This is a genomic window from Mycobacterium sp. 1164966.3 (assembly GCF_001665395.1).
Classification (GTDB): Bacteria; Actinomycetota; Actinomycetes; order Mycobacteriales; family Mycobacteriaceae; genus Mycobacterium.
In genome coordinates, this window is the sequence record NZ_LZSG01000039.1 from 66,889 (window position 1) to 81,337 (window position 14,449).

Consider the following 14,449-nt stretch of genomic DNA (forward strand, 5'->3'; position numbering starts at 1 on the left):
CTACGCCTGGATTTTAAGTCTGCCCTACCGACGCATTAATGACGTCGTCGAAAACGTCAGAAATACATAAGGTGAAGCGCTTTCCCCGAATAGGAATCTGCTATGAATTGAAATGCATAGACGGCGCTGCAGTCGATATCCGTGGTGTGCTGGAGGGTGGCGTCCCGGTCAACTGGCCTGGCTGCGCCGACTTCGCCGCGCTTGCGACCGCCGCACCTGCCGGATAGCGGCGGCCCGCTGCGCCCGACTTCGCCGCGCTTGCGACCGCCGCACCTGCCGGATGGCGGCGGCCCGCTGCGCCCGACTTCGCCGCGCTTGCGACCGCCGCTACCCTGGTCTGCTATGTGCGGAATCGTCGGCTACGTCGGGCAGCGTCCTGCCTGCCAGGTCGTCATGGACGCACTGGCCCGGATGGAGTACCGCGGCTACGACTCGTCGGGTATCGCCCTGGTCGGCGACGGAAAACTGACCGTACGGCGCCGCGCCGGCCGGCTGGCGAACCTGGAGGCGGCGGTGCCCGAAATGGCGCCATCGAAGCTGACTGCGACCACTGGCCTGGGCCACACCCGCTGGGCCACCCACGGCCGCCCGACCGATCGCAACGCTCATCCGCACCGGGACGCGGCCGGCAAGATCGCCGTCGTCCACAACGGCATCATCGAGAACTTCGCGACGCTGCGCCACGAGCTGGAGATCACCGGCGTGGAGTTCGCCAGCGACACCGACACTGAGGTGGCGGTGCACATGGTCGCCCACGAGTACCACCACGGCGAGACGGCCGGGGACTTCGTTGCGTCCGTGCTGGCCGTGTTACGCCGGCTGGAGGGCCACTTCACGCTGGTGTTCGCCAACGCCGACGACCCGGGCACCATCGTCGCCGCCCGCCGGTCGACCCCACTGGTACTGGGCGTCGGCGACGGCGAAATGTTCGTCGGCTCGGATGTGGCGGCATTCATCCCGCACACCCGGCGCGCCGTCGAACTGGGCCAGGACCAGGCTGTGGTGATCACCGCCGACGGCTACCGGATCAGCGACTTCGAAGGCAACACCGATGTCGAGTTCCGCGAGTTCCATATCGACTGGGACCTGGCCGCCGCCGAAAAGGGCGGCTATGAGTACTTCATGCTCAAGGAGATCGCTGAGCAGCCCACCGCGGTCGGCGACACCCTGCTCGGGCACTTCGTGAACGGCCGGATCGTGCTCGACGAGCAGCGGCTGTCCGACCAGGAACTGCGGGAGATCGACAAAGTCTTCGTCGTCGCCTGTGGCACCGCCTATCACTCCGGGCTGCTCGCGAAATACGCCATCGAGCACTGGACCAGGCTGCCGGTGGAAGTGGAGCTGGCCAGCGAATTCCGCTACCGCGACCCCGTGCTGGACCGCAGCACGCTGGTGGTGGCGATCTCGCAGTCCGGTGAAACCGCCGACACGCTGGAAGCGGTCCGGCACGCCAAGGAGCAGAAAGCCAAGGTGCTGGCGATCTGCAACACCAACGGCTCACAGATCCCGCGCGAGTGCGACGCGGTGCTGTATACCCGCGCCGGCCCGGAGATCGGCGTGGCTTCGACGAAAACCTTCCTGGCCCAGATAGCCGCCAACTACCTGCTTGGGCTGGCCTTGGCGCAGGCGCGCGGCACCAAGTACCCCGACGAGGTCGAGCGGGAATACCGCGAGCTGGAAGCGATGCCCGACCTGGTGGCCCAGGTGATCGCTTCGGTCCGGCCGGTGGCCGAGCTGGCCTACCGGTTCGCCCAGTCGTCGGCCGTGCTGTTTCTGGGTCGCCACGTCGGCTATCCGGTCGCACTCGAAGGCGCGCTCAAACTCAAGGAATTGGCCTACATGCATGCCGAGGGGTTCGCCGCCGGCGAGCTCAAGCACGGCCCGATCGCGCTGATCGAAGACGACCTGCCGGTCATCGTGGTGATGCCCTCGCCCAAGGGATCGGCCACCCTGCACGCCAAGCTGCTGTCCAACATCCGCGAAATCCAGAGCCGCGGTGCGATAACCATTGTGATTGCCGAGGAGGGCGACGACACCGTGCGTCCCTACGCCGATCACCTGATCGAAATCCCTTCGGTGTCAACACTTCTGCAGCCGCTGCTGTCGACCATCCCGCTGCAGGTGTTCGCCGCGTCGGTGGCCCAGGCCCGCGGTTACGACGTGGACAAGCCGCGCAACCTGGCCAAGTCGGTCACCGTCGAATAGCTTGGCCGCTTCGGCCATATCGCCGACGGTCATGCCCTCGTTGTGCTAAATGTCATCAGCAGAAACGCATTTCAGCCGGTGAACAAGCGCCGCGGCAGCGGGGGGTGTGGTTTGAAATTCGGCGTCGTGGGCTTGATCGTCATCCTCGTCGGGGCCTACATCGCGGCGGTCGTGTTGTATGCCCAAGGCGGAACGCTCCGGCAGCCGCCGGAAGCCCCTGCTGCCGGCGACCGGAGCACGGCCAGGCTGTCGGTGGAAGAAATCCAGTCCAACTACCGGGTCGTCTCGGCCAACCTGACCATCTCGCCCGGACCCGCCCTGCTGGATCCGCAAACCCAGCACCTGAACCAGGACGTCACCCTTCGTGTCAGGTCCGCGGCGATGCCTACCCGCATCACCTGGACGAGGGGGATGCTGCCCGGTGTCATCGCCGTGCAGCTCACCATCGCAGGTGAGATCGAGGACTGGCCGTTCGATCGTTACCGTTCCGGGCCGATCGAGGTCGAACTGCATCACGGCGCCGGTGACGCCGTCGTCGAGCGCGTCCCAGTCACGTTCGTCGCCGACCTTCCTGGCTGGCACGTACTCGTCAGCGAAGACAGCGGGGTCGGTCCCTACCGCGTGAGCCTGCAGCGATCGCTCAGCGCAGCGGCGTTCGGACTGGTCATCCTCGGCGTGCTGGTCGCCATCGCCGGTCTGGGCCTGTTCGTCGCGGTTCAGACGCTGCGTGACCGGCGACCGTTTCAGCCGCCGATGACGACGTGGTACGCGGCGATGCTATTTGCGGTGGTGCCGCTGCGTAACGCGCTCCCCGGCTCGCCGCCGTTCGGCGGCTGGGTGGACATCACACTCGTCGTCTGGGTGCTCGTCGTCTTGGTGATCTCGATGCTGCTCTACGTCGCCAGCTGGTGGCGGCACTTGCAACCCGTCGTCAAGCAGTCGGAAGAGCCCGTCAAAGATTGACCCCGTGGCCGAATCGGTGAAGGCACGACTTCGCAGCGTGGGCCTGGCAGTGTGGCAGTTCGTCAGCAACGCGCCACTGACCTACAGCTGGCTGCTTGCGTTGCTGACTACAACCGTCTGCCAACACCTGCTCACCGGCCAGCAACTGCACACCTTGCTGCTACACCGCTCCACCAACCTCCACAAATTGGCGACAGATCCGCTCGGCGTGCTGTTCTCCAGCCTGTTCTGGATCGACGGCAAAAGCCTGGAAGCCTACCTGCTGCTGTTCACCCTGTTCCTGGCGCCCGCAGAGCATTGGCTAGGCCAGGTGCGTTGGCTCGCTGTGGGATTGAGCTCGCACATCGTGGCCACGTATTTCAGCGAAGGCATGCTCTACTGGGCGATCGAAAACATGACGCCTCTGAGCGGTATGTGCACGCCCACGATATCGGGGTCAGCTACTTCCTGGTCGGTGTGATCACCGTCCTCGCCTATCACATCGCCCGGCCGTGGCGCTGGGGTTATCTTGCCGTGCTGTTTCTCATCTTTGGTTTCCCGTTGATCACGATGGACCGCCTAGGGCTGGACTTCACTGTGATCGGCCACTTTGCCGCGATCCTCGTCGGCCTCGCGTTCTACCCGATGGTCCGGGAGAGAGACGGCAGACAGTGGCGCCCAGCACGACTCAAAGCCGCGCTCCGACGGTCCCGCTCCCGCGAGCAGTCAGCCCGAGGGAGTCGCGACCAAACTTTGCCGCAGTAACTGATCAGTTAACGCGACGGTAATCGCGTGCCTTATAACGTGGCTGAATGCGACGCATGTCGCCGCGAACGCTGGGCGCAGAAGAGGAGTTTCACCTTGTCGATCTGAAGACAAGGCGACTCACCGCACGTGCCCCCGAACTTCTTGCCGAGCTGAGCGGGGAGTATGTCGCGGAACTGCAGCGTTGCGTCGTCGAAACGAACACCCGGGTGGTCGATTCACTCGAAGGTTTGCGCGGTGAACTCGTCCGGCACCGCCGGATCCTCGCTGAAGCCGCAGCCGGCATTGGCGTAGGGGTAGTGGCCGCAGGAACGGTTCCGTTGTCGGTACCGGCCGAAATGCAGGTCACTAGGACTCCGCGATATCGGCAAATGCTCGCCGACTACCAACTGTTGGCACGCGAGCAGTTAATCTGCGGCACTCAAGTGCACGTCGGCGTCGACAACCGCGACGAGGCGGTCGCGGTGGGCCATCGAGTGGGTGCGTTCCTGCCCACGCTGCTGGCGCTGTCGGCCAGTTCGCCGTTCGCGGCAGATGGCTCGGACACCGGCTATGCGAGCATGCGCACGCTGGTCTGGCAGCGCTGGCCCACGACTGGCCTGTCCGCCCCGGTGCAATCGGCCAAAGAATACGACGAGCTGGTCAACGACTTGGTGGCCAGCGGAGTCATCAGCGATTCCGGAATGGTGTACTTCGACGTCCGGCCGTCGAATTCCGCGCCGACATTGGAACTGCGGGTGTGCGACAGTTGCCCATCCGTGGACACTGTCTTGCTGATTGCCGGGTTATTCCGGGCTCTGGTCGAGCGCGAGGGCGAGGCGGCGCGGACCGGCGTCGCCCCGACGATCCTGTCCCCGGCGCTTGGGCGGGCCGCGCTGTGGCGAGCCGCCCGGTCGGGGCTGGAGGGCGAGCTGGTCGACGTGAGTGGCCCGGTCAGCCGCCCGGCGTCAGAGGTGGTGACCGAGCTGGTCGACTCATTACGCCCGCAACTGGAGCAAAGCGGTGATTGGGACACCGTGAGCGAGTTGAGCCGTAAAGCGCTGACCGCGGGTACGTCGTCGGCTCGGCAACGTCGGGCGCTGCGCCGTCGCGGACGTCTCACCGACGTGGTTGATCAGCTGATCGCCGAGACGGCCAGGTACGAACAAAGCCTGGCGATCACGGTCGGGGACGACCCCACTTTGCTGTACGGTTACCACCCCGGCAGCAAACCGGTTGTCGATGCGGGCCGCCGCCATCTCGACCTCAGCTATGACGAAGCGGTCGACCCCAACGGTGAGCCACGACTTCATTATCGGAACGTCCTCGACACCATTGCCGGCCTTGGCGCGGCGAAGCTGCGGTCCCGGGAGGCGGCCATAGAGCAGGAGCAGCGCGCCGACAACGTCACCTTCCGCGTGACCGGTCAGAGCCGAGCTCAGCTGTTTCCGCTCGACTTGTTACCGCGCATCGTAATCGCCGAGGAGTGGGCGCAGCTTGCCGAAGGCCTGAGCCAGCGGGCCACGGCGCTGGATGCGTTCCTTCGGGACATCTACTCCGAGCAGGCAATCGTGGCGGACGGGATCATGGGTGTGCACGTTCTCGACCGGGCCCCAGGCTTCCGCTCGACGGGCCGCCTGGCAGGCAACACGGTCCGAGCGCACATCAGCGGTACCGATATCGTGTGCGACCGTGCTGGTCACTGGATGGTGCTCGAGGACAATCTGCGAGTGCCGTCCGGCGTCGCGTACGCGATCGTCAACCACCGGTTGCTAAGCAGGTACTTCCCAGAGCTGCAACCGCCTGGCGCGATCGAGGACGCCGACCGGACCCCCCAGATGCTGCTCGAAACTCTGCGTGCAGCGGCACCGGCGCACGCGCCGGACGAGCCCAGGGTGGTACTGCTGTCCGCTGGCTGGGAAGACTCCGCGTGGTTCGAACACACGTTTCTCGCTGAGGAAATGTCGATTGCGTTGGTGCAGCCGTCAGAGTTGTCGGTTCGCGACGGGAAGCTGGTGCAGCATGTCGGTTCAAACGTCCGGCCCATCGACGTCGTCTACGCGCGGATGGACGAGGACATGCTGCTGTCTTCTACCGGATACGACGGCGTGCCACTGCGGCCGGGCCTGCTTGACGCGATCACCGAGGGCAACCTGACCATCGCCAATGCCCTCGCGAATGGAGTGGCCGACGACAAGGCGATCTACAGTTACGTTCCAGCCATGATCGAGTACTACCTGGGCGAAAAGCCCCGTCTGGCTCAGGTGCCGACCTGGATCTGCGCTGAGCGCGAACAGCGTGATTTCGTCCTGGCCAACCTGGGCGAGCTGGTAGTGAAACCGATCGACGGGTTGGGCGGAAGCGGTGTGCTGATCGGGCCGGAAGCCTCCGATGCCGCACTAGACGCACGCCGACGAGAGCTGGAAATACAGCCGGAGCGGTTCATCGCCCAAGAGGTGATCAACCTGTCCACCCATCCGACCTTCGACGGTGATGGCCTATACCCTCATCACGTCGACCTGCGGGCGTTCGTTCACCTTAGGGCCGGCAGCAGCGGTCAGACGTCGGCGCACGTGATGCCTGCGGCGCTGACGCGAGTCGCCAGCCGCGGGTCGCGAATCGTCAACTCGTCGTTCGGCGGGGGCAGTAAAGACACCTGGATTCTTGAGAATTCCCGGGCCGACGGGCGGGCTGAATCCAAGGGAAGTGGGTGATATGTGCGGTATCTGCGGTGAGATCCGCTGGGACGGACGAGCGGCCGATGTCGCGGCGGTCGCCCGGATGACCGGCGCAATGACCTCGCGCGGACCCGATGCCGACGGCGTGGTGGCTCATGGACCCGTCGCTCTCGGGCATCGGCGACTGGCGATCATCGACCTATCCGCCCACGGGGCACAGCCGATGCTTGATGCCGAGCTCGGGTTGACGTTGGTATTCAACGGCTGCATCTACAACTACCAGGAGCTGCGCAACCAACTTCAAGCCGTGGGGTACCGCTTCTTCTCGACCGCCGACAGCGAGGTCGTGATCAAGGCGTTCCATAGGTGGGGCGTGCGGTGCGTCGAGAAGTTCAAGGGGATGTTTGCGTTTGCCATCGCCGAGCGCGACACCGGTGTGGTGACGCTGGCGCGGGACCGACTGGGCATCAAGCCGCTCTATCTGGCGTCGGCGCCCGGCCGGCTGCGGTTCGCCTCCACACCGCGGGCGTTGCTTGCCCCGGGCGGCGTGGACACCGAACTGGATCGTCATGCGCTGCACCACTACATGACCTTCCACTCGGTGGTGCCGGCGCCGCGCACGATCTACCGCGGAGTGCGCAAGCTCCCCCCGGCGACGGTGCGGGTGATTCAGCCTGACGGTTCACACGCCGACACCGTGTATTGGACACCGGCGTTCGGCCGCGATCCGGCCAAGGCGTCTTGGTCGACCCGTGACTGGGAGGCCGCGTTGATGGAGGCGCTGCGCACGGCCGTCATACGACGGATGGTCGCCGACGTACCGGTCGGCGTTCTGCTGTCCGGAGGCATCGACTCTTCGATCGTGGTGGCGCTCCTTGCAGAGCAGGGCCAGCACGGGTTGGCCACCTTCACCGTCGGTTTCGACTCGTCCGACGGCGACGCCGGCGACGAGTACTTCTATTCCGACCTGATCGCGAAGACGTTCGACACCGACCATCACCAGATCCACATCGACGCCTCGCTCCTGACGCCTGCGGTGCCGAAAACCATTGCGGCGATGAGCGAACCGATGGTGAGCCACGATTGCGTGGCCTTTTACCTGCTCTCAGAACAAGTCAGTAAATCGCTGAAGGTGGTGCAGTCCGGGCAGGGCGCCGACGAGATCCTGGCCGGCTATTCGTGGTATCCGCCGCTGGCTAATATCGCCCGGGAACAGGCGACCGAGGCCTACGCCAAAGTGTTCTTCGACCGCAGCCACGACGATGTGCTGTCGATCTTCGCCCCCGAGTACGGGATTGACGTCGACGTCAGCCGTGACTTCGCGGCTGCGCATCACGCAGCGCCCGGGGCCGACTCGGCGGTGGACGCGGCACTGCGGCTGGACACCGAGGTCATGCTCGTCGACGATCCGGTCAAGCGCGTCGACTCGATGACGATGGCGTGGGGTCTCGAGGGGCGCGTGCCGTTCCTCGATCACGACTTCGTCGAGCTGGCAGCCACCTGCCCGCCCGAGTTGAAGCTGGCGTCGGGCGGCAAGGGTGTGCTCAAAGACGCGTCGAGAGCGCTACTGCCGTCGGAGGTGATCGACCGGACCAAGGGACACTTCCTGGTACCAGGCATCCGCCATCTGCACGGCGAGGTGCTCGACATGGTGCACGACGCGCTGACCAACGATGCGGCCCGCACCCGCGGACTGTACCGCCCCGACGCCGTCAAGGCGCTGTTGGCCGCACCGAACCAGACACGGACCACGCTGGGCTCAAATGCGTTGTGGCAACTGGCGGTGCTGGAGATGTGGCTGCAGAGCATGGAGGCCTGAGCGATGGAGCAGCGGGTGCGCACCACCTACGGCGCGTCACTGTCCCCGGACGCGACGGCGTTCGCTCACCTGATCGACGAGGGCGGTTATCCCCGTGCGGTGCAACGCTTTCTGCGCGGCCGTCGGGCCAGCTCGTCGAGAGATGTCGTATTACCGGTCGAGGGACCGGTTTCCCGTGTCATCCACTCCGCGGACGGCCAGTGGCTGGCGTGTGAGGTAGCTCCCGGGGGGAGCACCCGTCACCAGATTTGGGTCGTCACCACCGATCCCGACGACCGGATGGCCCGGCGTATAGACAGCCAAACGGCCGGGACCGCTGAGTTGATCGGGTGGGACGGCACCCGAGTGTCGGCGATCCTGACGGGCGAGGACGGAATTGGGCAGTCTTCTCTGATCGATCCGGCCGACGGCCATTGCACCGTGTTGGACCGCCGATCCGGCGGCCGACTAGTCGATGCGTGGGCCGAGGCGTCGCTGATTCGGGTCGGGCCACGCGGCTACCACGAAATGATCATGCGGTACGAGCAGACCGACATCGCTCTGCTGCCTTCCGATCCCGGGTCCACGACCGACGACGGCGTCATCCTCGACGACCACCACCCCCGACGCGTTCGTTACGGCCCCACCGGGGAGCTGACCAAGCTGTACTACCCGGGATTAGGTGGCCCGGGATACGTAAGGGCGCTGATCCGCAGCGACAACGGATGCGAGCACGCCCGGCTGCTGGAAGTAACGGTGACGCGAGACGGCGTCACCTACTTTGTCGTGGCCGAGCGCGCGGACTGTGATCTCGATGAGTTCGCTGTCAGCGACGACCTTTCCACTGTCGCATTGCTGTGGAACCTGCAGGGCCGCAGCGAGTTACAGATCCTCGAATACGCCGACTACACGATGACCGAACCGATCGCGCTGCCCGGTCTGGTCGCAACCGAGCTGTCCATCAGCGCCGGTGGCTCGATGATCGCGATGACGGTCGAAGGGCCGGCCATGCCTCCCACCGTCGAGCTGGTCAACCCGCGCTCGCGTGAATGGGAACCCATCGACCGCGAACCCAGTCGCGGTCCGGTGATCCCGGGATTCACCGCCTCGACAGGACCAGAGACAATCACCGCGCGCGACGGGCTGAGCCTGAACGCATGGCTGTACCGGTCGGCAGCAAACAGTGGCGTTGGGGGCGCGGTGGTCTACCTGCATGGAGGGCCAGAGGGTCAGTCCCGGCCCGATTACAGCGAGGTCTTTGCGCGATTGGTCAACGACGGGATCACCGTGCTGGTGCCGAATGTCCGCGGCTCCGGTGGGTTTGGCCGGACCTTCGTCCACGCCGACGACAAAGAGAAACGATTTGCGGCCATCGACGACGTCGCTGACTGTGTGCGCTTCCTTGTGGACAACGACCTGGCTGACCCACGGCGCGTTGCGTGCGCGGGCAGGTCGTACGGCGGCTTTCTGACCTTGGCGGCACTCACGTTCCACCCCGAATTGTTCGCGGCGGGCATCAGCATCTGCGGGATGAGCGACCTCACCACCTTTTACCGTCACACCGAACCATGGATCGCCGAAGCCGCATATCCGGAGTACGGCCACCCGGTCAACGACCGCGTGTTACTCGAGCAATTATCGCCGCTGCGCAGGATCGACGCCTTGACCGCGCCGCTGCTGGTGGTACATGGGGCCAACGACAGCAATGTTCCGGTCAGCGAATCGGACCAGATCGTCGACGCGCTGCGCCAGGCTGGTCGCGACGTGCGCTACCTGCTCTTCAGCGACGACGGACACGAGATCGTCAAGCGCGAGAATCGGGAGGCGCTGGCCGCGGCAATGAGTGAGTGGCTGACCAGGGCATTCGAAGCTACGAAAGGCGGTGGGCGCGCGGCTGTTTAGTGTCCTATGAGCGCGTCGAGTGTGGGGGATACGCACTCGTTTCGGTCCTTTTTCATGCATAACACCCACGTTCGGCGAGGGAGACCTACGGACGAGTCCTACAAGTGCTGTGTGTAGTTCGTGGGCGAGCATGGAAAGCTGGCCTTGATGCGGCATTACTACTCTGCAGACCAGATCCGCGAGGCCGAAGCGCCGCTGCTGGCCAGCCTGCCCGATGGGGCGCTGATGAGGCGCGCGGCGTACGGACTGGCCACCGAGATCATCCGCGAACTGACCGCGCGCACCGGCGGGGTCACCGGCCGCCGGCTGTGCGCGGTAGTGGGCTCCGGTGACAACGGCGGTGACGCGCTGTGGGCGGCGACGTTCCTGCGTCGTCGGGGGGCGGCCGCCGATGCGGTGCTGCTCAAGCCTGACCGCACTCACCGCAAAGCGCTGGCGGCGTTCACCAAAGCCGGCGGCCGCGTTGTCGAAAGTGTCTTGCCGACAACCGATCTCGTCATCGACGGGGTGGTGGGCATATCCGGCTCCGGCCCGCTGCGGACGGCCGCAGCCGAGGTGTTCGACGGTGTCGCTGGCGACGGGATCCCGGTGGTGGCCGTCGACATACCGAGTGGAGTCGACGTGGCGACCGGAGCCATCACCGGTCCCGCGGTACGCGCCGCGCTGACGGTGACCTTCGGCGGCCTCAAACTCGTACACGCGCTCGCCGACTGCGGCCGCGTCACGTTGATCGACATCGGGCTGGACCTGCCGCCCACCGACATGCTGGGTTTCGAGGCGGCCGATGTGCTCGCCCGCTGGCCGGTGCCCGGTCCCCGCGACGACAAGTACACCCAGGGCGTCACCGGGGTGATGGCCGGCTCGTCGACGTATCCGGGTGCCGCGGTGCTGTGTACCGGTGCCGCCGTCGCAGCCACGTCCGGCATGGTCCGGTACGCGGGAAGCGCACACCGCGAGGTACTCGCCCAGTGGCCCGAGGTCATCGCGTCGCCCACCCCGGCGGCGGCAGGGCGGGTGCAGGCCTGGGTCGTCGGGCCGGGGCTGGGCACCGACGACGCCGGCGCGGCCGCGCTGTGGTTCGCGATGGAGACCGACCTGCCGGTGATCGTCGACGCCGACGGGCTCACCATCCTGGCCGCCCACCCCGACCTGGTCGTCAACCGCAGCGCGCCCACGGTGCTCACCCCGCACGCCGGCGAATTCGCCCGGCTGGCCGGCGCACCGCCGGGGGAGGACCGCGTCGGCGCGTGCCGCAAGCTGGCCGACGCGTTCGGGGCCACGGTGTTGCTGAAGGGCAACGTCACCGTCATCGCCGATCCGGGCGGGCCGGTGTACCTGAACCCGGCCGGTCAGTCCTGGGCGGCCACTGCCGGGTCCGGCGACGTGCTGTCCGGCATGATCGGCGCCCTGCTGGCGTCCGGCCTGCCGGCCGGTGAGGCCGCCGCTGCCGCGGCCTTCGTGCACGCCCGCGCCGCTGCGGCTTCGGCGGCCGACCCGGGACCCGGCGACGCGCCGACGTCGGCTTCGCGAATTCTGCACCACATCCGGACCGCCCTGGCCTCCTTGTAACCAGCACCGAAAGGATTCCGCCGTGTCCCACAGTCATCAGTTGATGGCCCTGCATTCGATCGCCCCCGCCTACACCGGCCGTATGTTCACCGCGCCGGTACCGGCGCTGCGGATGCCCGACGAGTCGATGGATCCCGAGGCGGCGTACCGCTTCATCCATGACGAGTTGATGCTGGACGGCAGTTCGCGGCTGAACCTGGCCACGTTCGTCACCACTTGGATGGACCCACAGGCCGGAAAACTGATGGCCGAGACTTTCGACAAGAACATGATCGACAAAGACGAATACCCGGCGACCGCGGCCATCGAGCAGCGCTGCGTATGCATGGTTGCCGACTTGTTCCACGCCGAAAACCTCAGCGACCAGGACCCGTCCAGCGCCTGCGGGGTGTCCACCATCGGCTCCAGCGAGGCGGTGATGCTGGGCGGGCTGGCGATGAAATGGCGCTGGCGGCAAAAGGTCGGCAAAGATTGGAAGGGCCGCACGCCCAACCTGGTGATGGGTTCCAACGTGCAGGTGGTCTGGGAGAAGTTCTGCCGCTATTTCGACGTCGAACCGCGCTACCTGCCGATGGAAGAGGGGCGCTACGTCATCACCCCCGAGCAGGTCGTCGATGCCGTCGACGAGGACACCATCGGCGTGGTCGCGATCCTGGGCACCACGTATACCGGTGAACTCGAGCCTGTTGCGCAGATCTGCGCGGCGCTGGACAAACTAACAGCCGGCGGCGGTGTGGACGTCCCCGTGCACGTCGACGCCGCCAGCGGCGGCTTCGTGGTGCCATTCCTGCACCCGGACCTGGAGTGGGATTTCCGGCTGCCCCGGGTGGTGTCGATCAACGTCAGCGGACACAAGTACGGGCTCACCTACCCCGGCATCGGGTTCGTGGTGTGGCGCAGTGCCGAGTACCTGCCCGAGGACCTGGTCTTCCGGGTCAACTATCTGGGCGGCGACATGCCGACGTTCACGCTGAACTTCTCTCGCCCCGGAAATCAGGTCGTCGGCCAGTACTACAACTTCCTTCGGCTGGGCCGCGACGGCTACACCAAGGTGATGCAGGCCCTGTCGTCGACCGCGCGCTGGCTGGGCGAGCAACTGCGAAACGGGGAACACTGCGAGCTGATCTCCGACGGCTCGGCGATCCCGGTGGTCGCCTTCCGGCTGGCCAAGGATCGCGGCTACACCGAGTTCGACGTCTCCCACGAGCTGCGGACTTTCGGGTGGCAGGTGCCCGCCTACACCATGCCCGACAACGCCACCGACGTAACGGTGTTGCGCATCGTGGTGCGCGAGGGACTCTCTTCCGACCTGGCCCGCGCGCTGCACGACGATGCCGCCAAGGCGCTGGCCTCGCTGGACAAGATCAAGCCAGGCGGGCACTACGACGCGCAGCACTTCGCGCACTAGTCCGGCAGTTTTTCGGCTCTGGGACAATGGTCGCCGTGGCCGTTACGCCGATCTCGCTGACGCCGGGCCTGTTGGCCGAGGCCGTCGTCGACCTGGGCGCCATTGAGCACAACGTGCGGGTGCTGCGCGAGCACGCCGGCGCCGCGCAGGTCATGGCTGTTGTCAAGGCCGACGGCTACGGCCACGGCGCGGTCCGGGTCGCCCACGCCGCCCTGGCTGCCGGTGCGGCCGAGCTCGGTGTCGCCACCGTCGAGGAGGCACTGGCGCTGCGTGCCGACGGCATCACCGCGCCGGTGCTGGCCTGGCTGCATCCACCGGGCGTGGACTTCGCGCCCGCGCTGCTGGGAAACGTGGAGATCGCGGTGTCGTCGGTACGCCAGGTCGACGAGCTGCTGGACGCGGTCCGCCGGACCGGCCAGCCGGCCACGGTGACGGTGAAGGTGGACACCGGGCTGAACCGCAACGGCGTGGCAGCGGCGCAATTCCCTGCGGTGCTGACCGCGTTGCGTCAGGCTGTCGCCGAGGATGCCATCCGGATGCGCGGGCTGATGTCCCACATGGTCTACGCCGACCAACCCGAAAACCCCATCAATGACATTCAGGCTCAACGGTTTACCGAAATGCTAGAGCAGGCCTGCGACTTGGGCGTGCGATTCGAGGTGGCACACCTGTCGAACTCGTCGGCGACCATGTCGCGACCCGACCTGGCCTTCGACCTGGTGCGGCCGGGCATCGCGGTGTACGGTCTGAGCCCGGTGCCGCAGCTCGGCGATATGGGGCTGATTCCAGCGATGACGGTGAAATGCGCTGTCTCGCTGGTGAAGCCGATCCGCGCAGGGGAAGGCGTGTCGTATGCGCACACCTGGGTCGCGCAGCGTGATACCACGTTGGCGCTAATGCCTGTCGGCTACGCCGACGGCGTATTCCGCTCGTTGGGCGGGCGTCTGGAGGTACTGATCAACGGAAGGCGATATCCCGGCGTCGGGCGGATCTGCATGGACCAGTTCGTCGTGGACCTGGGCCCGGGCCGCGTGGATGTCGCCGAGGGCGACGAGGCTGTCCTGTTCGGGCCCGGCAGCTCAGGCGAACCCACCGCGCAGGACTGGGCGGATCTGCTCGGCACCATCCACTACGAGGTGGTCACCAGCCCGCGCGGGCGTATCACCAGGACCTATCGCGAGGCCGAGAAACGTTGAGCGATAA

General features: G+C 66.1%; 8 protein-coding genes and 1 pseudogene. All 9 read left to right on the plus strand.

Annotation, left to right across the window (positions count from 1 at the left end; translation table 11 throughout):
• Positions 1 to 342 precede the first annotated feature (342 nt).
• The 9 genes and pseudogenes from glmS to alr all read left to right on the plus strand — a co-directional run bounded on the left by glmS (position 343) and on the right by alr (position 14,442).
• Positions 343 to 2,205: a glutamine--fructose-6-phosphate transaminase (isomerizing) gene (gene glmS / locus A9W99_RS13720; protein ID WP_067378393.1), complete on the plus strand. Its 1,863-nt coding sequence runs from the start codon at positions 343 to 345 to the stop codon at positions 2,203 to 2,205.
• A gap of 111 nt (positions 2,206 to 2,316) precedes the next feature.
• Complete coding sequence (locus tag A9W99_RS13725) at positions 2,317 to 3,168, plus strand: DUF4436 domain-containing protein (RefSeq protein ID WP_067378501.1); 852 nt, start codon at positions 2,317 to 2,319, stop codon at positions 3,166 to 3,168.
• Positions 3,169 to 3,205: 37 nt separating this feature from the next.
• Positions 3,206 to 3,912: pseudogene (locus A9W99_RS13730) on the plus strand (rhomboid-like protein).
• Between the two features lie 47 nt (positions 3,913 to 3,959).
• Entirely contained in the window at positions 3,960 to 6,605 is a 2,646-nt protein-coding gene (locus A9W99_RS13735) for a carboxylate--amine ligase/circularly permuted type 2 ATP-grasp protein (RefSeq protein WP_172828870.1), read from the plus strand.
• 1 nt (position 6,606) lies between these two features.
• Positions 6,607 to 8,388 (plus strand): N-acetylglutaminylglutamine amidotransferase, encoded by a 1,782-nt coding sequence (locus tag A9W99_RS13740; RefSeq protein WP_067378396.1) that lies wholly within the window; start codon positions 6,607 to 6,609, stop codon positions 8,386 to 8,388.
• A 3-nt stretch (positions 8,389 to 8,391) separates the two neighbouring features.
• Complete coding sequence (locus A9W99_RS13745; protein WP_067378399.1) at positions 8,392 to 10,269, plus strand: S9 family peptidase; 1,878 nt, start codon at positions 8,392 to 8,394, stop codon at positions 10,267 to 10,269.
• Between the two features lie 147 nt (positions 10,270 to 10,416).
• Positions 10,417 to 11,838, plus strand: a complete 1,422-nt coding sequence (locus A9W99_RS13750; RefSeq protein WP_067378402.1) for a bifunctional ADP-dependent NAD(P)H-hydrate dehydratase/NAD(P)H-hydrate epimerase — start codon at positions 10,417 to 10,419, stop codon at positions 11,836 to 11,838.
• A 43-nt stretch (positions 11,839 to 11,881) separates the two neighbouring features.
• Entirely contained in the window at positions 11,882 to 13,246 is a 1,365-nt protein-coding gene (locus tag A9W99_RS13755) for a glutamate decarboxylase (RefSeq protein WP_067378405.1), read from the plus strand.
• Positions 13,247 to 13,281: 35 nt separating this feature from the next.
• Entirely contained in the window at positions 13,282 to 14,442 is a 1,161-nt protein-coding gene (gene alr / locus A9W99_RS13760; protein WP_216639726.1) for an alanine racemase, read from the plus strand.
• Positions 14,443 to 14,449 lie beyond the last annotated feature (7 nt).